This window comes from Euzebyella marina, assembly GCF_014855515.1.
GTDB lineage: Bacteria > Bacteroidota > Bacteroidia > Flavobacteriales > Flavobacteriaceae > Euzebyella > Euzebyella marina.
Genome location: NZ_JACYFK010000002.1, coordinates 258,852 through 277,570, shown reverse-complemented (window position 1 = coordinate 277,570; position 18,719 = coordinate 258,852). Strand labels below are relative to the sequence as shown.

General features: G+C 39.9%; 15 protein-coding genes. 12 read left to right on the top strand and 3 right to left on the bottom strand.

Annotation, left to right across the window (positions count from 1 at the left end; all coding sequences use genetic code 11):
- The first annotated feature begins 88 nt into the window (after positions 1–88).
- The 4 genes from IL356_RS09925 (at position 89) to IL356_RS09910 (ending at position 4,954) form a co-directional block, all read left to right on the top strand.
- Entirely contained in the window at positions 89–1,021 is a 933-nt protein-coding gene (locus tag IL356_RS09925; protein WP_121849150.1) for a DUF1835 domain-containing protein, read from the top strand.
- A gap of 1 nt (position 1,022) precedes the next feature.
- Positions 1,023–1,892, top strand: a complete 870-nt coding sequence (locus IL356_RS09920; protein WP_121849151.1) for a nucleoside phosphorylase — start codon at positions 1,023–1,025, stop codon at positions 1,890–1,892.
- A 56-nt stretch (positions 1,893–1,948) separates the two neighbouring features.
- Complete coding sequence (gene ppk1, locus IL356_RS09915) at positions 1,949–3,973, top strand: polyphosphate kinase 1 (RefSeq protein ID WP_121849152.1); 2,025 nt, start codon at positions 1,949–1,951, stop codon at positions 3,971–3,973.
- Positions 3,974–4,099: 126 nt separating this feature from the next.
- A complete protein-coding gene (locus IL356_RS09910) occupies positions 4,100–4,954 on the top strand; it encodes a substrate-binding domain-containing protein (RefSeq protein ID WP_121849153.1) in 855 nt (284 codons plus the stop codon).
- Between the two features lie 73 nt (positions 4,955–5,027).
- Here the strand turns inward: IL356_RS09910 and ung are convergent, their stop codons facing one another.
- Positions 5,028–5,693: a uracil-DNA glycosylase gene (gene ung / locus IL356_RS09905; protein WP_121849154.1), complete on the bottom strand. Its 666-nt coding sequence runs from the start codon at positions 5,691–5,693 to the stop codon at positions 5,028–5,030.
- Between the two features lie 335 nt (positions 5,694–6,028).
- Entirely contained in the window at positions 6,029–6,847 is an 819-nt protein-coding gene (locus IL356_RS09900; RefSeq protein WP_121849155.1) for a carboxypeptidase-like regulatory domain-containing protein, read from the bottom strand.
- A gap of 522 nt (positions 6,848–7,369) precedes the next feature.
- Between IL356_RS09900 and IL356_RS09895 the strand changes: the two genes are divergently transcribed.
- The 3 genes from IL356_RS09895 (at position 7,370) to IL356_RS09885 (ending at position 11,142) form a co-directional block, all read left to right on the top strand.
- Complete coding sequence (locus IL356_RS09895) at positions 7,370–7,942, top strand: hypothetical protein (protein WP_121849156.1); 573 nt, start codon at positions 7,370–7,372, stop codon at positions 7,940–7,942.
- Between the two features lie 152 nt (positions 7,943–8,094).
- The gene (locus IL356_RS09890) at positions 8,095–8,661 is read left to right on the top strand and encodes a hypothetical protein (protein ID WP_162987898.1); all 567 of its coding nucleotides are present in this window, start codon (positions 8,095–8,097) and stop codon (positions 8,659–8,661) included.
- Positions 8,662–8,970: 309 nt separating this feature from the next.
- A complete protein-coding gene (locus IL356_RS09885) occupies positions 8,971–11,142 on the top strand; it encodes an endonuclease MutS2 (RefSeq protein ID WP_121849158.1) in 2,172 nt (723 codons plus the stop codon).
- Positions 11,143–11,364: 222 nt separating this feature from the next.
- On the opposite strand, the gene IL356_RS09880 is transcribed toward IL356_RS09885, so the two are convergent.
- Positions 11,365–12,930 carry a thiol-activated cytolysin family protein gene (locus IL356_RS09880; RefSeq protein WP_121849159.1) on the bottom strand — a complete coding sequence of 522 codons (1,566 nt, stop codon included), beginning with the start codon at positions 12,928–12,930 and terminating at the stop codon, positions 11,365–11,367.
- A gap of 304 nt (positions 12,931–13,234) precedes the next feature.
- On the opposite strand from IL356_RS09880, the gene IL356_RS09875 reads away from it, so the two are divergent.
- The 5 genes from IL356_RS09875 (at position 13,235) to IL356_RS09855 (ending at position 18,719) form a co-directional block, all read left to right on the top strand.
- Positions 13,235–15,136: a tetratricopeptide repeat protein gene (locus IL356_RS09875; RefSeq protein ID WP_162987899.1), complete on the top strand. Its 1,902-nt coding sequence runs from the start codon at positions 13,235–13,237 to the stop codon at positions 15,134–15,136.
- 191 nt (positions 15,137–15,327) lie between these two features.
- On the top strand, positions 15,328–16,209 hold the full coding sequence (locus IL356_RS09870; RefSeq protein WP_225621461.1) for a helix-turn-helix domain-containing protein: 882 nt from the start codon (positions 15,328–15,330) through the stop codon (positions 16,207–16,209).
- Positions 16,210–16,368: 159 nt separating this feature from the next.
- Positions 16,369–17,265, top strand: a complete 897-nt coding sequence (locus tag IL356_RS09865; RefSeq protein ID WP_205601246.1) for an alpha/beta hydrolase — start codon at positions 16,369–16,371, stop codon at positions 17,263–17,265.
- Between the two features lie 175 nt (positions 17,266–17,440).
- Positions 17,441–17,845 carry a thiol-disulfide oxidoreductase DCC family protein gene (locus tag IL356_RS09860; RefSeq protein WP_121849161.1) on the top strand — a complete coding sequence of 135 codons (405 nt, stop codon included), beginning with the start codon at positions 17,441–17,443 and terminating at the stop codon, positions 17,843–17,845.
- 88 nt (positions 17,846–17,933) lie between these two features.
- On the top strand, positions 17,934–18,719 hold the full coding sequence (locus tag IL356_RS09855; RefSeq protein WP_121849162.1) for a DUF1206 domain-containing protein: 786 nt from the start codon (positions 17,934–17,936) through the stop codon (positions 18,717–18,719).

The following is an 18,719-nucleotide window of genomic DNA, read 5'->3' as shown; positions in this document are numbered from 1 at the left end:
CATCACTTAGTGATTTCTGTTAATTATTTTTTGTTTTTTTTGATTAAATAGTACTTTTAATCGTCAAACCCTAATCCACCCAAAATAAATGAGTTCCCTTTTGCACATCACCAATGGAGATAGCTTTACGGAGAAACTAAAATCACTTAAGCTCAAAGGCGACATTATTACATGGCGCGAGATGTTATGCGAGGGCAAAACCCTCACCACAGTGGGCAGTGAATCTTTCTGGAAAACACGCTTTGAATTTCTCAATAAAAATTACAAGGTCTCGAAATCATGGTTTATTGAAAAGACCTTAAAAGAATACCGTTCTCTTTGCAACCACAAACAACAAGATGAGATCGTACTCTGGTTCGAGTACGATCTTTTTTGTCAAATAAACATGATTGCCGTTCTGAGCTGGTTAAAGGCGAATCGAAAATACGCGCAAATTTCATTGGTATGTAGTGGCAAAGAAGACGAGAGCGGTAAACTATATTCTTTGAGTGAACTGAGCGACGAGCAATTGCTTCATCTCTACAAGAACAAAACGGAGCTTACGCAAGATGATATCGAATACGCCGATTATGTTTGGCAACTTTACTGTAGTGACAACCCGATCCGTTTAGAGAATCTTTCCGATTTTTCGGAATTTCAATTTGAGTACCTGCCTGATGCACTTCATACGCACCTGCAACGCTTCCCTAGCATTAAAAACGGGTTGAACTCTATGGAGAATAACATTCTTCAAATTGCTTTGGACAAAAAGCCTGCCTCAAGAAAGGTCTTTTTGGCCGAGATACTTCAAAACCAAGGTTTCCTAGGTTTTGGCGATTCTCAATATGAGCGTGCCATTACCAGATTAAAACCATTGTTCTCAGGTTTTAACCCAGTTCGTTTGACCAAAAAAGGAAAGGAAATCTTAGAAAAACGCACCAGTTATTATTCTTGCATTCAAGACAATGATGTTTATTTAGGTGGTGCTTTGAAATACAATTTTCTTTTTAATACCGATTCTGGTAGGATCTTAAAACTATAGTATGAAATTAAGCCCTTCGGAGCTTATTCTCAATGCCGACCAGAGCATTTACCATCTTAATCTTTTACCTCAAGACATTGCGCCTACGGTAATCACGGTAGGCGACCCAGATCGTGTTGCCGATGTTTCAAAGCATTTTGATACCATCGAACTTCAAAAAGGTAAAAGGGAGTTTCACACCCATACAGGTACTCTTAATGGTCAGCGGTTAAGCGTCATCTCGACCGGTATTGGCACCGATAATATTGACATTGTTCTTAACGAACTGGATGCCTTGGTCAATATCGATTTTAACAATAGAACTGTAAAGGACCAAAAGACCAGTTTGAACATTGTACGAATTGGTACCTCAGGCGCCATTCAACCTGATATACCTATTGACTCGTTTTTGATCAGTGAGTATGCTATAGGTTTTGATGGGTTATTGCACTTTTACGACAGCGTCGATGTTCAGGTTCCGGAAATTACGGAGGCCTTTGTTGAGCATACGGAATGGCCCAAAAGAAAATCGACACCTTATGCGGTAACCTACGACGAGAGCTTGGCCTCTCAATTGAAATCAAATCGTATACGATTAGGCGTTACTGTTACCAATATTGGGTTTTACGGTCCTCAGGGTCGTTCCCTTCGTTTGGTACCCGACGACTTGAAATTAAAAGACCGCTTACAATCATTTCAATACAATGATTTACGAATCACCAACTTGGAAATGGAGACCTCGGGTATCTACGGGCTCTCAAAATTGTTGGGTCATAGAGCAGTTTCGATGAACTGTATCTTGGCCAATAGGGCAACCGGTGAATTCAGCAAAAAACCAGGCGAAAGTGTTGATGAACTCATCCGGTATACCTTGGACAGACTTTGCCCCTAACTCCTTAACCATTACTTTAACTACCGACCAAGCAGATTGGTTATTTTTACTATTCTATGAAGGAACGATTATACAGGCACCGCGACCTAAGCTGGTTGAATTTCAATGGGCGCGTTTTACAGGAAGCCAAGGACAATAGAAACCCTCTTTATGAGCGGATCAAGTTTTTGGCCATATTTTCCTCCAATCTAGATGAGTTCTTTCGAGTGAGGGTCTCTAAGTTGAGACAGATTAAAAATGTGGAGAAATCCATTCGAAAGAAATTAAAATTACGCCCCACCAAGACTCTTAAAGAAATTATTCAGGTAGTAGAAGCGCAACAAGAGGCTTTTGGTCGCATTTTTAGCGAAGAAATTGTTCCCGAACTACGAACAAACGGTATAGACCTGATTGAAAAGCAAGATTTCACTGAAAAACAGAGTGCCGAAATCCGAACCCTTTTCGAAAAAGAGGTTAAGAAGCATGTTGAAGTTGTCTCCGTTGTAGATGGAGAAACGCCATTCTTAAAAAACAACGCTCTTTACTTTTTTGTGCGATTTGCCAATGGCGACACTTGTTTTGTCTCTATCCCCTCTAATCAGCTGAACAGGTTTATAAACCTATCCCCAAACGAGGGTCATTATCCCGTTACTTTTTTGGATGATGTCATTGCTCAAGAAATTCCTTATTTATTCAAAGACAGGGTAGTACAATCTTTTTATGAAGTAAAGCTTTCACGAGACGCCGAGTTGTATTGGGAAGATAATTTTGATGGAGATATCGCCCAACAAATCGAGGAGTCATTAGCCCAGCGACACATCGGACAACCAACAAGACTGCTTTATGATTTTCGTATGCCCGAAGAAAATCGAGAGATGCTACGCACCTTATTAGGTCTTGGCAAAGTGGATATGTTTCCTGGGGGGAAATACCACAACTACAGCGATTTCATGTCTTTTCCTGACCCAACAGAAAATCCGAAGTTGCATTTTGAACCTCTTCCTCCACTGCCCCATCCTGAATTGAGTAAAGAAAAGTCTTTATTCGAGCAAATCAGTAAACGGGACCAAATCGTTCATTTTCCGTATCATCAATTTGACCCAGTGCTGAACTTTCTCGAGCAAGCGGCTACAGACCCATCGGTTACAAGCATTAAAATCTCACTGTATCGCATCGCCAAAGATTCCAAATTGGCACAAACCCTATTGCAGGCCTTGGAGAACGGTAAAAAAGTCATGGTCTTTGTAGAGCCCAAAGCCAGGTTCGATGAGGCGAATAATTTGGATTGGAGCCGAAAACTCAAAAAAAACGGAGCCGAAGTCTATCACAGCGATTTAGAAATAAAAGTACATAGTAAAATACTGCTTATAGAGCGAAAGGAAGAACAGCAATCGGTCAAATACGCCTACATAAGCACAGGCAACTTCAATCGAAAGACTTCTAAAATTTATGCGGACCATGGCCTATTCACGGCCAACGAAAAAATAGCAACGGAGTTACATCAGGTTTTCGAAGTGCTGGAGCGTAAACGCCTGGCCCCTGTCACAAAACATCTTCTGGTTTCCCCCTTTAGCACCAGAACCCAATTCATGCAACTGGTCGATACGGAAATCAAAAATGCCCGAACCGGCAAATCGGCATCCATCCGAATAAAAATGAACAGCCTGCAAGATCAGCGTATGATCGACAAACTTTATGAGGCTGCAGAAGCTGGAGTAAAGATCAGATTGCTTGTTCGCGGATTCTGTGGTGTCCACCTAGGGAATGAAGAAGCTGCCAAAAACATCGAAATCACAAGTATCGTCGACCGTTTTTTAGAGCATGGTCGTATCTATTGGTTCGAAAATAGTGGTGAGCCAAAAATGTACATAGGGTCTGCCGATTGGATGACCCGAAACCTTGATCGCAGAATTGAAGTGCTAACTCCCATATTCGATGAAGCCGTTTTCAATGAGTTGGAATATATTTTAACCTTACAGCTGACTGACAATGTCAAGGCGCGACTGGTCGATGAAACGGAAAGTAATACCTATGTCAAAAATGAGTCCGTACCAAACCGCTCACAGTATTCGATTTACGAATATTTACACAAAAAACCTTAAAAATACCGATATCATTGACGAAAATAATTAATCGTATATGATTTATTAGAAGTCTATTTATCCATTCATCTTTATTCTACTCCAAAGGCATTCGTATCTTTGATCAAAACACTAAAAATCGGCTTCATGAAAAAAGTGAAAATAGTTGGCGTTCCCGAGCATTTCAATTTGCCATGGCATATGGCCATTGAGGATGGCATTTTTGAGGACAAGGGTATTGATTTGGAATGGACCGACGTTCCGGAAGGCACCGGAAAAATGTGCCAACTATTACAGGAAGGTCAAACCGATTTGGCTATTATTCTAACAGAGGGTATTGTCAAGAGCATAACCGAAGGCAATTCTGCCAAGATTATTCAGGAATATATCGGTTCTCCATTACTTTGGGGCATACACGTAGGCGCTAAGAGCCATTTTAAAGCGATTTCAGAGCTCAAAACCGCAAAAGCGGCCATCAGTCGGTTTGGTAGTGGAAGTCACCTCATGGCATACGTAAATGCGCAAAACGAAGACTGGGAAACCTCTAATCTTCAATTTGAAGTCATTAACAACCTAGAAGGGGCGATCGAGGCCTTAACGACTGGCCAGGGCTATTACTTCATGTGGGAGCACTTTACCACCAAACCCTTAGTCGATAACGACACTTTTAAAAGGCTGGGCGATTGCCCTACCCCATGGCCTTGTTTCGCAGTAGCGGCCACCGACGCATTTTTAAAAGAAAATGAAGGCACCGCGCGACATATCTTGAAGGGAATTAATGACTACACGCAAGAATTCAAACAAATACCCAGTATCGACAGAACTCTTGCCAATCGATACGAACAAAAATTAGAGGATATTAAAGAATGGCTTTCTTTGACCCGTTGGAGCCAAAAGTCATTCGACCCTGTCGTTTTGAGCAAGGTGCAAGACACCTTACTTTCGCTAGAATTGATTCAAGAAAAGCTTCCAAAAGAAAAACTGCTGGTTGACTTGGGATGAAATAATATTAAACTGACAGTTTTAATAAATTAATCTAAGTCTCTTTTTATAAAATACTTACATTCAATAAGTATCACCAATTAATTGGATTTTTCCCTTCTTTCGTTAATATTTCGTTAGCCCGACTAAAATGTCTATTCCCGAACCAATAGCCCCGATTGGCACTAAGAGGAGAAGGATGGCCGGAAGTCAAAATATGATGCTTTGCCTTATCTATCAATGCAGCTTTTTTCTTGGCATATCCTCCCCAAAGTAAAAAAACCAAACCTTTCTTTTCTAGTGATAATTTTTGAATAACGGCATCGGTGAAGGTTTCCCACCCCCTATTTTGATGACTGCCCGCTTCGTGCGATCGAACGGTTAAAGTCGCATTAAGAAGCAATACGCCTTGTTCAGCCCAACGCTCTAAATTTCCGCTACGCGGATAGGGTTTACCGGTATCCGTTTCTATTTCCTTAAAAATATTGATGAGGGATGGTGGATGCGCTATACCGTCTTTCACCGAAAAACAGAGTCCGTTCGCCTGTCCCGGTCCGTGATAAGGATCTTGCCCAATAATAACCACCTTGGTCTCGTCAAAGGGGCAATGGTCGAAAGCGGCAAAGACATCCTTTCCTTTTGGGTAACAGGTATAAAGGGCATATTCGGTCTTTACAAATTGGCTCAGCGACTTAAAATAGGGCTTTTCAAACTCTTTTTTCAAATGGAACTTCCAGGTCTCCTCGATGGTTATGGGCATTTTCTTTTTTTCACTTTATAGGTTCACTTACGAGCATAAAATTAATCAAAATCGAGGATTTGATTTTTAGAATGTCGGGGCGACCCATAACTAAAACAGAGCGGGAAGTGTTGTAATATGTATCTTAGTTGATGTCGCGGTAGACCCTGAACTTATAAAGTGTTGTGTTTATCAATAAGTTGATTTTATAATTCTGGGAGTATTGGAATGATGATTGATGTAGGATTTAAGATCACGAGCAAAGATGCTCGCGCCAGCAGGGGGAATCGCAACTTTAATATTCTACCCGCTTTCGAGTTTTAAAGTATTCATCCATAATAAGTAATGGTTTTTTATTAAAACTGAAACTCGTAAACGTTGGAGCCATTTTTCCTTATGTGGCTTATGACTTCAAAATTCTTATCGATACCTCCAATGCTCTCGTAAAATTTTTCATGGACTACATAAACCCTTACATAAATTTTTTCGCCAGGTGTGAATCCTCCATTTTCCAAACTTTTACCAGTGCCGGACCATGTTGAAGACGGGGAATCTACGACATAACCGTTGTAGGGTGACGAAGATTCTTTGTTTCCCCCTTGATAAGAACCCGACCCTAATCGATAGTCGAATTTTTGAAAGGAAACATCGGGGGTTCTACTAAAATAATACTCCTTGCTGACTAGCAACCACTCATCATTTTTAAAATGCAAATGTATCGTTTCCCCAAATGAGGAATTTCCATATTCAAAGAAAACAATAGTTGGTTCAACAGTTGGGTATTCCAGTAGTTCTATTGTTGATAAAGTATCAATTTTTGTAGTGTTGTTAATTTGAATAGTATCATAAGTGCCATACCCCTCTTTTTCAGTAACCATCTTGTAGCTTCCTATCTCTAAATTTTCAAGCGAAAATGTTCCCTTTGCTGACAATGAAGTTTCCTGCACTAAATTATCCTCTTTGAATAGTTTAATAATTGTCCCATCATATTCTGTTGATTTGTTGTTGGACATGTCGAAGAGGATAACGTCTCCTACAATTACACCCGTCTCTATTTCAAATTCTATTTTTGGTTCTTCCGAATCAGATTCCATATCCGTATTTGGGTCCTTATCACATGTAATTAATAATAAACCAATAAGAATGGGGAAGTATTTTAGGCAAAATTTGTTCATAGATTACAATTAATAAAGACTTAAAAATAAAGTTAACGTTTAGAAATATCACGACTACTAAAATATTTAGAACTTAGTCCTGTGGGCAAATTTTTAGGTCAAAGGGGATATTTTTGATTGACAAACATCGATAGGAAATGCGAAAATGCAACCCATTACCAGCGGAAGATTTATTTACGTGTAATTATTTTCTATTTGAGAAAATTTATAAAAATGGATATATCTCAAAGTAAAACAGCATCATAAAGTTCTGAACTTGGGCATCCCCCACTAGCGCGAGCGTCACGCTCGTGCCCACAACAATAAAAAAAAGTAAATGATTATTAGAAAAAATGAAAAACAATAACAAGACTCACCGGTCAGGGATGGGGTCGTTGGACCAATGAAAGAAACTTCAGGGACTAATAGCGGACAAATTTATTATGGTAATCAACATCAATACGAGTTCATAGAGTATTTAGGCAGCAATACATGGGAAAAGTATTTCGACGTTGAAAACATTAAAACATATCAACTTAAATAATGGAGAAATTTAATTTTTTCTACGAAAATGATAGAGGAGAACTTAACCAAATTCATGTTGGTTATAACATGCCTATTTATCCAGTCTATGATATAGATTTCACCGAAAAAAGCTATAAAAACCTTATTCTAAGAGGTAAAATCAACTTGTTATGGAGACATAAAAATGATTGGATTAGAGTTTCATCTTCCGAGAATGTCACAGGTTATCCTTCGGTTGATCAACAAAAAATTGTTTCTATTTATCATGGCGTGAATTCTAAGTTTACTTCCCCAAATAACGCTGTGATATACAACCTAGATGGCAGCATTCATAGAGTTATTGAAGTCCCTGTCCTCTTGTCCGAGAACATGATAAGAAGGATAAAGTTAAATAAAGATTCCAACCCTCCGATTGAAAGTGCCGAATATGAAGGAGGGCTTCACTTCGGAGGCTTTGATTGGGGCAAAGATGATAACGGTAATCTAATCAATAGGATCGAAATCATATATGATCGAGATTGGATTGAATGGCGTGAAATAAATGCGGAAACAGGAGAAATAACAAAACTTTTGGGCAGCGGAAGACGGTAGGCAATAAAATGAAAGAAGCCAAATTCATAATAATTTCAATTTTGTATACGCTCATTGCTGCGGTGTTTACATTCAAATTCGGGCCCGATTTCATAAAAGAAATGAACGATGTGGGAAATGTGTATCAATTTGATCGTATAAACAGGATTGACATGGATTTTAGAAGCCCCTCAAATACCGGCTTGTTACAATTAGGAGACTCTACCATAACTGTTCCCATTCGTAGAGATTTTGACACTGCTTCTTTCAAACCAAGATATCTGGAGGTGGCCCTTCAATTTGATACTTTGAACATTCAATTGGTATATGATTGGGAAAAACACTCCGACAAACGGGAAAGGCTAGTTGACTTTCTCGAAAAGAAGCGAATTATAGACAAAATTCGTCCCTTGGCAGAACAACTCCCCATTACCTTCACCACACCAGTGGACACAGAGGTGAAAGTGGTCTTGGATGAAGCAAACGATTTTAGGAGTAGAGATAACTATCTCACGCTAGATAAAACCCACGTATATGGCACCAATAGCCGTCTAAGGTATTTTTTCGGAAAGGCGATGGCATATTTAATCACTATTTGTTCGGCCTTGGCCTTGATTCTGATTGTAGTCAATGGGTATTTACAATATATGGGCCACCATAAAAAAGGAAAAAACTATTATGCTCCCTCATGGGGAGAAGGAATCAAAACCTTGTTTGGAAAAAAGGAAGGAAAATTATGAAGATCATATAATAATCTCTCTCAATAGTAATAGGGTGCTGCTCGTGCCAGCCCAGGATAAGGGCATCATAAAACAGGGAGTTTGGAACGCAAAGCACGGGAACGTTCAAATTATCCGCTTGTGAGGAATTGAAACAAAGTTTCTTGAAGTTAGGAGAATTTAGCGACCAAGCACAGCGTAATTGAAAGCCCTACTTCACTCTTACCAAAGTCTAAAACACAACCAAAACCTCTAAGCCACCAGCCAATTGCTGAATGAGGACTTACTTTTCGGCATCAATCCCTACCTTTGCCCTCGATTTTTAAAACCATGGCGGGTATACATCCAAAAACATTACAAGATTTAGAATTTCCGACGGTGCTCAAACAAATAGCGGCCCGTTGCGGTACCGAGCTGGGAAAAGCCCAAGCTTTGGAGATTAGCCCCTTTACCGATGAAGAGGCTATTTTGTCTGAATTGGGTCAAACGGCCGAATATCTTTCTTCGCTCGTCAGTGAAAACCGAATACCATCACACAGTTTTGAAGGTATCGACAAAGAATTAAGACTTCTAAAAATAGAGAATACCGTTTTGGAAATCGAAGGTTTTAAAAAAATGACCAGCATATGCCGTACGGTTTCCGTTCTTAAAAAGTTTCTTAAAAAATTCGAGGAGTATTATCCACTACTTCACCAAAGTGCCGATACCATAGAGGAAAACAAGGAAATTCCCGCAGAAATAGACCTGGTTATCGACCGTTTTGGAGAGGTTCGCGATAATGCCTCAGAGAAATTGGCAAGTCTGCGCAGGCAGATTTTACAGGTCAGGGGTAAAATTGGCCAAAGTTTCTCATCGGCCTTGAGCATGTATAGCAGTTCTGATTACCTGGACGATATTAGGGAATCGGTGGTAGAAAACCGACGTGTTTTGGCGGTCAAGGCCATGTACCGCAGAAAGGTCAAAGGTACGGTGATGGGTACCTCAAAAACGGGAAGCATTGTTTATATCGAGCCTGAAGCCACTTTGAAATACAGCCGCGAATTAAATAATCTAGAGTTTGATGAGCAAGAAGAAGTACAGCGTATACTCAAAGAACTCACCAATAAAATTCGCCCCTATTCGCCCCTGCTACGCATCTACCAGTCGTATCTGGCTCATTTAGATGTTACTTCGGCAAAAGCCAAACATGCGGTTGACATAAACGCCTTGCTGCCCAATATCAATTCAGAGAGACGTCTTTACCTTCGAGATGCCTTTCACCCGTTGCTCTTTATGAGCAATAAATTCAAGAAAGAAAAGACCTTTCCGCAGACCATCGAATTGCACCCAGAAAATCGTATTATCGTCATCTCTGGTCCGAATGCCGGCGGAAAAAGTATTACCCTTAAAACAATCGGTCTACTTCAAGTAATGCTTCAATCAGGGCTTCTAATCCCCGTTCATGAAAGAAGTTCCGTTTCTTTTTTTGATACTATACTTACGGATATCGGTGATAACCAATCAATAGAGAACCACCTGAGTACCTATAGCTATCGTTTAAAGAATATGAACAACTTCTTAAGGCTCTGTAATGACAATACCCTCTTTTTGATTGACGAATTCGGTACTGGTAGTGATCCCGAACTTGGTGGGGCTTTGGCAGAGGCCTTTTTAGAAGTTTTCTACGAAAGGGAGTCTTACGGAGTAATTACTACCCATTATGCCAACCTTAAGGCATTGGCGAACGAGTTGCCCCATGCTACCAATGCCAATATGCTTTTCGACGGAAGAACTTTAGAACCTACCTTTCAATTGGTATTGGGGGAAGCCGGTAGTTCTTTCACATTCGAAGTAGCGCAAAAGAACGGCATACCCTATTCCTTAATTAACAAGGCCAAGAAGAAAATTGAGCGGGGTAAGGTTCGTTTTGATGCTACCATAGCCAAGTTACAGAAAGAACGCAGTAAAATGGCCCGTACGGGCTCAAGACTTCAGGAAGAGGAAACCAAGGCCAAAGAAGAAGCGGCTCGTTTAGAAAAGCTGAATGCCAAGATTAAAAGCAAACTGGAAAATTATCAGGAGCTTTATGACCATGACCAGCGCATGATTCAACTGGGCAATAAGGTCAATAAGGCGGCGGACAAATATTTTCACGATAAGAAAAAGAGGCCGTTGGTTTCTGAACTATTGCGAATCGTAGAAACCGAAAATAGCAAGCGCAAGAAAAAAACGGCCAAGGAGGCAAAGGCCGAAAGGGCGAAAAAAGCGCAAGTGGCTCAAGAAGTGCAAAAAGAGGTGAAGGTCATTCGAGAAAAGAAAAAGGTAGAGCAAAAGAAAGCGGTCATCAAAGAACAGAACAAGCCAAGACCTGTCTTTAAGGTAGGTGACCGGGTGCGAATGCAAGACGGAAAAGCGGTAGGTACCATCGATTCTTTGGAGAAGGGAAAAGCTATTGTCAACTACGGAATGTTCACCACCAATGTTAGCGTAGACCAGTTGGAAATGGTTCAAAAAATGAAATAACTCTTCAAAATACGGCTTTGACAATCGTATACGATAATAGCGCTATTAGCCATTCATAAGTAGTTTTTTTACCTTAATACTCAGCAAAAACTTTTTGATTGATGGAATAAGGGTGGACCTGAAAAATGGACCGACACCAAGTTGTTGAATCGCAACTTATAGTGCCGGCCATCAAAATTACACGAACATACACTTACCTGGTTTCTTTAGAAAAGTGGTTGATCAATCCTCTTTTACTGAAATCGTCTTGCAGAAGCCCAAGAAATCTTTTTCGGAACAGTAGACCTTAAAATCCCTCTCTTTGGAAAGGTAACCAAGGTGAAATTCACCCATACGGTCCCATTGCAGTAGGGCATTTTGCAGGTCGAATTGAACATAAACATCATGCGCACCGTTTGGCGGACTTTTGGCGACCCTTTTATCATTGTTTACGGCATAGTACCCTGTTTGTGTCACGTCATTGGTTCCTGCCTTTTTATAAATGAATCGGAACCTGGTATCGTAGTTCGAGTCATTGACAACAACAATGTTCTCATGGTCATACTCAAAAGTTCCGCAGGTTTCAATATTATAATCGGTTTGGTAGCCCATTTTTGCGATGGTGTTATCCTTTAAATATTTTACGGTGTAACCGATGGGCGCACCAGGGTTTTCCCTATTGTATTCGGCACCTTCCTCAATCACGTAATAGAGTCCGCCCTCCCCTTCTTCCAGATTGTTTCCTGTAATGACCTTGGTGGCTACTTTGGCGTTTCCTCCAATGGCGACTACGTTGAAGGTAGATTCACGGATTACTTTCTCATAATTGGCATTGACCTCTCCATTAATGGTTTTCGCTTTGGTGGCATAATCCAAAACAGCTTCTAAATTGACCTCGGTGGTTGTGTCTGTGGTCTCCATACGGATCATGATGATCCTACCATATTGAACGGAACTGACATAAGCTGGCGGATTATCTTCGGAAACCAATGATTTCAGTCCTTCGGCGGTCACCTTACTCCCAAATACCGAAGCTGGGCTATCGGGCGTTTCCATCACCACATCATAGTATACTTGTCGATATAAAGAGGCGGCCACTCTTTTCTCCGTTTCCTTCGAATAATCAAATTGTGATTCGAAAGACGACCCCGTGGCCCATTCGGCGCCAACCTTTAGCGAAAGGCTCATTTGCTCCCGAGAGTAGACGGTGGTTTTTTCAAAATAGGTATCGGCATCTATAGAATACCCTTGCGTGGCTATATTCGAATTCCAATATTCCAAAGCATCATCGATTGCAGCTTGGGTATTTTGATAAGTAGGTTCGTTGATGGTCAGGTTTCCACCATCTCCAATACCCGGTAGTTCAACCCTCAATTTCACAGGGGCCTTTTCTACTTGTAGAGGCTGGGGCGCCCCTTCGAGCAAAACCCGATTACCCAGAACCAGTGCGCCCGGATAAATGACTCCCAAAGTGGGATCGAACATGACCACATTTTCAAAATTCGATTTGATATCGTGGTACACCGTTTTACATTCTGTAATATAGCCCCTGTTGGTGTTCTTTTGAGGATTTCCTTCATTAGAAGTAATGCCAGTGGTCGATTGCACATTTAAAAGGTCGGTCGGCTCATAATTCAGGTCTTTTATAAAAGCATTGATGTTTGAAGCTTCTTCATCGGTCAACTGCTCTTTGGGCTCTTCACCTTGAGGTTCTTCATTTGAGGTAGTGTCGTCTTTACTACACCCCATTAGAAATAATAGCACGAATGGCAGACATAAATGTTTTAAATGGATTGGTCTTGTTTTCATTGTATCAGGTTTTAGGATTCAACAAGCCTAAACTACCTCATAATCAATGCGAAACATAAAAACGGACATGGACAAAGCATGGACAGACGCTCAAAAATGTTATAAAACAATCTCGAACTTTCACTTACTTATCTTTAAATAAAAAAATTTAAGTATTTGATTTTCAACATATTAAAAATAAATATCTGAGAATTTATCTTTTAAAAAATATAGACCGAGCATAGACAAGTGCATTTCGACTATGGACATGCCCTTTTTACAAGAGTCATTTCTCCTTATCTTTCAAATGCTTAAACCAACCGATATGAAACTGATTATCAATCTCTTCCTTATTTTATGCCTTTGCTGTTCAACTGGCTTTTCACAAAATAGGCAACAAGAGTTGGATAGCCTGATCCAACGTGCCAAAGACCTACCGGATAATATTGAAAAGGCACAGGTACTATCACGAATTCACGAACGCATGATGTTTATGGATAATGAACGCGCCTTGCTTTTTGCGCGTGAGGCATTCGATTTGGCTCAGAAAATTAACTATGAGAAAGGGGTCGCCAACGGATACCTACAGTTTGGTAATTACTATTACAATCAGTCTAAAAATGACTCCGCGTCTTTCTTTCATCATAAGGCGCTAAATGCTTTCAAAGGAATGAAGTCTATCAGGGGTCAGATTTTTGCCTTACATTCCCTTGCGACCATTCAACGTGAATCAGGAGATTTCGATAAAGCTATAGAGACAACCCGTTCCATTCTTGACATGTATACGGAAGAAAATAGAAATAATTCCGATTTGGGTAATTTCGATTTGAGAGGTTCTGAATACGAGGTCTTGGGCGGAATATATTTTGAAAAAGGAAACTACCTCATTGCCCTGGAAAATACTCTAAAAGCTCTAAGGTTTTTTGAAGAAAAAGGAGACGAAGTTAGAACGGCCGACGCCTTAAAACAGTTAGCAGATATTGAATTTCAGCAGGAAAATTATACTACAAGCCTCACCTATGCCACCAAAGCAATTGACATATATAAAGAAAACGATGATAAAATATACTCGAGTTATGCACTAAACACAGCCGGTCTGGCTGCTGAAAAACTTGGTGATAACGATAAGGCGAAAAACTTCGTAGAAGAATCTCTAGAACTTGCCAGGGAAATGAACGTACAGAGCATGATGGCGAACTCTTTAAAGGATTTGGGCAGGTTAGTCTATAAAGAAGGAGATTTTGAAATGGCCCAATCCCTTTTGGTAGAATCTATTGAAATTGCTAAAAAGGAAGATATTAAACTCGATTTAACTGCAGCTCTTCATGAAATGGCCAACTTAAAGTTGGCCCAAAAAGAATATCAAAGTGCATTGATAGACATTAACGAGGTAATCGCCATATCAGATGAAATTAAGGCTTTACCCACCCTTCGGGATGCTTTAAAAACGAAAGCCGAAATTCAAAGCCTTTTGGGTGACACTAGCAGTGCTTATGCCAATTTCAACCGCTATGCCACTATTAATGACAGCCTCTACTCCAACCGAAAGGCACAACAAATCGCAGAACTCAAAACCATTTACGAAACCGAAAAGAAAGAGGCGGCTTTGGCACTTCAAGAAGAAGAAATAGCCGTTCTCAATGAAAAGGCGAAAGTGGACAAACTGACGAAAAGCCTATATGCTGGTGGAATGGTCGCTTTTATTGTCATTTCCGGATTGTTGTATTTCGGGTTCCGGCAGCGGATCAAAAGAAATAAGATTGCCCGTGAAAAACAGGAAGCCATCTACCAACAAGAAATTGAACACAAACAAAAAGAACTGGCCAGCCAGACCCTGCATTTAGTGCAAAAGAACACCTTTATTCAAGAGTTGATGGAGAACTTGGAGAACGTAAAAAACTCACCGGACAAGTTTAAGACCGAATTCAGGCGAATGGTCATGTTGCTAAAAAAGGAGAATGCTTCCGATAAAGACTGGGAAGTCTTTAAAACCTATTTCTCTGAAGTTCACAATGATTTTGATCAAAAGCTGAAGACCATTTATGCCGACATCAGTGAAAAAGAAATTCGATTGGCAGCCTTTTTACGCATGAACCTCACCACCAAAGAAATTGCCGCTACCCTCAATGTCTTGCCCGATAGTATTTTAAAGTCTAAATACCGATTAAAAAAGAAATTGGGACTAGGCAAAGAGCACGATTTAATGATTTTCCTCAATAATTTATGAATTACGAAAATATAGCGGAAAGTATTTTGGCCTTGTGAATTTTAGGAAAAAGCTTAACATTAGTCAATTCTACGTTTAAAGAACTGGATCAAATGCATAGTTTTATAAGATAGTACTAAGAATAAGTTGCCAATAGAAGTTTTTAAAAGCATTAACTTCACAAGAGGCAAGGGCCCCCAAAAATTTCCCATATGCAAATGAAAAAATTTACCGATTTTAAATCATTTAATAATTTCATTGGTGTTGATGAGCCAATCGATGAAGATATTGATGTTGGGCGCTATCCGGAAAACACCCTTCTAAAATCTGATGGGATTTATATTGATTTTTATCGAATTTCCTTTAAAACGAATTATATAAATCCCGACTCCCCAAACTTTGACCATACTGACCCAAAACCTATTACAGCAGTATTTTTCAATAGCCCTGGAAAACTTTATGAATGGGGGTTAGATGATTTATTTGAAGGTTTTTATCTACAATTATCAAAGAAGATAATTGAAGATAACCGTTACCTTTTTCAAAACTTTCTCGAATACGGCTACCATGAGGCCTTGTTTTTGAATGAGGAGGAAGAGAAGGAGATTGTTCTTCTTTACGAGAATTTGATGCAGAAGGCGAATAATAAAAATACAGGTCAAGATGTACTTTTGGCCTATGTGAATCTAATTCTGAATTTGGTAGAATCTTTCTATAAAAGACAGTTTTCTACAGAAGCAAAAAAGTACAACTATATAGTAAGCGAGTTTCAACAGCTTCTGAGAGACTACTATGACGGTAGAACCAAAGGCGTGCCCTCGGTACACTATTTTGCCGAGAAGATGAAACTGACACCTAATTATTTGGGTGATGTTTTAAAAACTTTCACCCATAAATCAGCAATTGAAACTATTCATGAACACATTACGCATGAAGCAAAAAAACTACTTCTCGAAAGCAAACTTACTAATTCGGAAATAGCATTTGAATTAGGTTTTGACTACCCCAACTATTTTGCCAAACTATTCAAAAAACAAACACAGCTTACCCCAAAACAGTATAGAATAAAGCAAAGAGCTCTTAACAACGGCTAGAATACCGCTTATCTGTAAAATGTTTCTTTTTTTTCAGTAAATCGTCCAGTAAGAAGTTCATATTGTTGGGTAATATTGATAAACGTATCATTATTAATATTAAAACTCTATATGATGTCACAACAAAAAATTTCTTACAAGAACACAAATAACGGGCTGATGATGTCCGCTTATCTAAATTTTCCTGATGATTTCGATGAAAATAAAAAACATCCTGCATTGGTAATAACGCATCCTGGAGGTGGTGTAAAAGAACAAACTGCGGGTATTTATGGGAGGAAGTTTTCAGAGCACGGTTTTATAACTATAGTCACAGATGCTTCTTATCAAGGTGAAAGTGGCGGAGAACCTCGTCAATTAGAGAATCCTTATGTAAGAACTGAAGATGTCAGTTCAGCAATTGATTACTTGAACACTTTAGATTATGTAGATAGTGATCGTATTGGTGCTTGGGGGATTTGTGCCGGCGGTGGCTATACGGTAAATGCTGCTATCAACGATAAAAGAATTAAAGCGGTTGGTACGGTCAGTGCTGTAAATATCGGTCATATGTTCAGCAAAGGATGGCTGGGTGACCAAGACATGAAAGATGCTATCAAGTGGCTTGAATTTGGAGCTACAGCGCGCTCACAAGAAGCAAAAGGTGATGATGTAGTTCAAATGCCAATGGCTCCAATGAAGAAAGAAGATACGCCATATACTGATTTAAAGGAAGCTTGGGAGTATTATCATACTGACAGAGCGCAATGTTCAACTGCTCCTGGCTATGGCACAGCCCGAAGCTTGACCCAATTGGTCACTTACGATGCATTTAATATGGCCGAAATCTATCTAACACAACCGTTATTTGTAGTTGCGGGAAGTGCGGCTGAATCTAAGTGGATGAGTGATGACCTGATGGAGCGTGCCGGATCGGATAATAAAGAAATGTATATTGTTGAGGGAGCGAATCATATGAAACTATATGACATTCCAGAATATTTGGACGAAGCCGTCGCTCAATTATCACCTTTCTTCAAAGAACACTTGGGAGTTTCTGAACCTATTGAGGCTTAAGACGAAATTAAGAAATGGGCCGAATAATCCCATCGGCCCATTTCTTTATTATTTCCATAAACTTATTCAATCACTTATCAGTTATTAAAATTCACTTTCCCTTTTAAGCAGTTACCTTTAATCACTATATCTTTGCATCGCAACCTTAATTTAAAAAAGGTCGCTTGATAGCAGCATGGAAAAAAACAAACAAATCATTCTTTTTGACGGGGTATGCAATCTTTGCAACAATGCCGTTCAGTTTGTCATCCAAAGGGATAAAAAAGATGTTTTTCGATATGCCGCCTTGCAAAGTGAAATTGGCCAGCAACTGACCAAAGAGCGTGGTATCGATACCTCAAAGGTAGATTCCATAATTCTCATTGACCCTGGTACGGCCTATTACACCAAATCGACCGCTGCCCTCGAAATTGGCAAACAGCTTTCAGGCTACAAGGGCATTTCATCGGTATTCGCTTGGATTCCCTCACCTATCCGCGATATCGTATATGATTTTATAGCGCGTAATAGATACAACTGGTACGGTAAAAAAGACCAATGTATGATTCCCACTCCTGAGCTAAAGGCCAAATTTTTATAGTCGATTTTCAAATCGCCTAAAAGTTGTTTTTATAGAGCCAACACCCTCTATTTCAATCAAATAATATTGTCATTCAAAACATAAAAAATTGGATGATAAAATAAAAAAGGCCGCATTTGCAGGTTTTATAGCCAAAGGTGCCGTATATGCGCTCTCCGGTTTATTGGCTCTTTTGTCCGCCTTCAATTTAGGCGGCTCAAAAGCAGGAAAGTTTCAGGTAATCGAGTTCTTAGAGCAACAACCCTTCGGAAAAATATTATTGGCCTTATTGGGGCTAGGTTTGATTTGTTATGCCTTTTGGCGGTTTATACAGAGTATTCGAGATCCTGAAGGCATTGGTTCTGATAAAAAGGGAATGGTGAAACGAGTTTCCTTTTTTATTAGTGGCGCCATTTACTTGGGCCTGGGCCTGTTCGCCATTTTTGAAATTTTTTACGAGCCGGCAAAAGGTTCGGGCGGTACGCTGGGCTTTTTGGGTAACCGAGTAAAAACCTATGCTTTTATCATCATCGGTTTTGCTCTGGCAGGAAAAGGCATTTACCAATTCATCAAGGCATATAAGGGTGACTTTCTAAAGAAGTTTCATATTAGTTCCCTTTCGGATGAGACCAAAAGAAAGCTCATCAAGAATACGGGATATGCTGGATTAATTGCCAGAGGTATTCTTACATCTATCGTAGCGTATTTTTTTCTGAAGGCAGGCCTTAGCTATTCCGGAGCAAGCTCGGAAGAAATGAAGGGTACCGGTGAGGCGTTCTCCTTTCTTCAAGAAACGACCTCAGGACCTTGGCTCATGGGAACCGTGGCGGCCGGACTCATCTGTTACGGAATTTATATGTTCACTCTGGCGCGTTACCGGCAGTTTGATGGTTAA

Excerpts from the sequence above, each read along its gene's own strand:
- IL356_RS09925 (WP_121849150.1), top strand. The coding sequence starts at position 89 with ATGAGTTCCCTTTTGCACATCACCAATGGAGATAGCTTTACGGAGAAA.
- IL356_RS09920 (WP_121849151.1), top strand. The coding sequence starts at position 1,023 with ATGAAATTAAGCCCTTCGGAGCTTATTCTCAATGCCGACCAGAGCATT.
- ppk1 (WP_121849152.1), top strand. The coding sequence starts at position 1,949 with ATGAAGGAACGATTATACAGGCACCGCGACCTAAGCTGGTTGAATTTC.
- IL356_RS09910 (WP_121849153.1), top strand. The coding sequence starts at position 4,100 with ATGAAAAAAGTGAAAATAGTTGGCGTTCCCGAGCATTTCAATTTGCCA.
- ung (WP_121849154.1), bottom strand. The coding sequence starts at position 5,693 with ATGCCCATAACCATCGAGGAGACCTGGAAGTTCCATTTGAAAAAAGAG.
- IL356_RS09900 (WP_121849155.1), bottom strand. The coding sequence starts at position 6,847 with ATGAACAAATTTTGCCTAAAATACTTCCCCATTCTTATTGGTTTATTA.
- IL356_RS09895 (WP_121849156.1), top strand. The coding sequence starts at position 7,370 with ATGGAGAAATTTAATTTTTTCTACGAAAATGATAGAGGAGAACTTAAC.
- IL356_RS09890 (WP_162987898.1), top strand. The coding sequence starts at position 8,095 with ATGGATTTTAGAAGCCCCTCAAATACCGGCTTGTTACAATTAGGAGAC.
- IL356_RS09885 (WP_121849158.1), top strand. The coding sequence starts at position 8,971 with ATGGCGGGTATACATCCAAAAACATTACAAGATTTAGAATTTCCGACG.
- IL356_RS09880 (WP_121849159.1), bottom strand. The coding sequence starts at position 12,930 with ATGAAAACAAGACCAATCCATTTAAAACATTTATGTCTGCCATTCGTG.
- IL356_RS09875 (WP_162987899.1), top strand. The coding sequence starts at position 13,235 with ATGAAACTGATTATCAATCTCTTCCTTATTTTATGCCTTTGCTGTTCA.
- IL356_RS09870 (WP_225621461.1), top strand. The coding sequence starts at position 15,328 with ATGCAAATGAAAAAATTTACCGATTTTAAATCATTTAATAATTTCATT.
- IL356_RS09865 (WP_205601246.1), top strand. The coding sequence starts at position 16,369 with ATGATGTCCGCTTATCTAAATTTTCCTGATGATTTCGATGAAAATAAA.
- IL356_RS09860 (WP_121849161.1), top strand. The coding sequence starts at position 17,441 with ATGGAAAAAAACAAACAAATCATTCTTTTTGACGGGGTATGCAATCTT.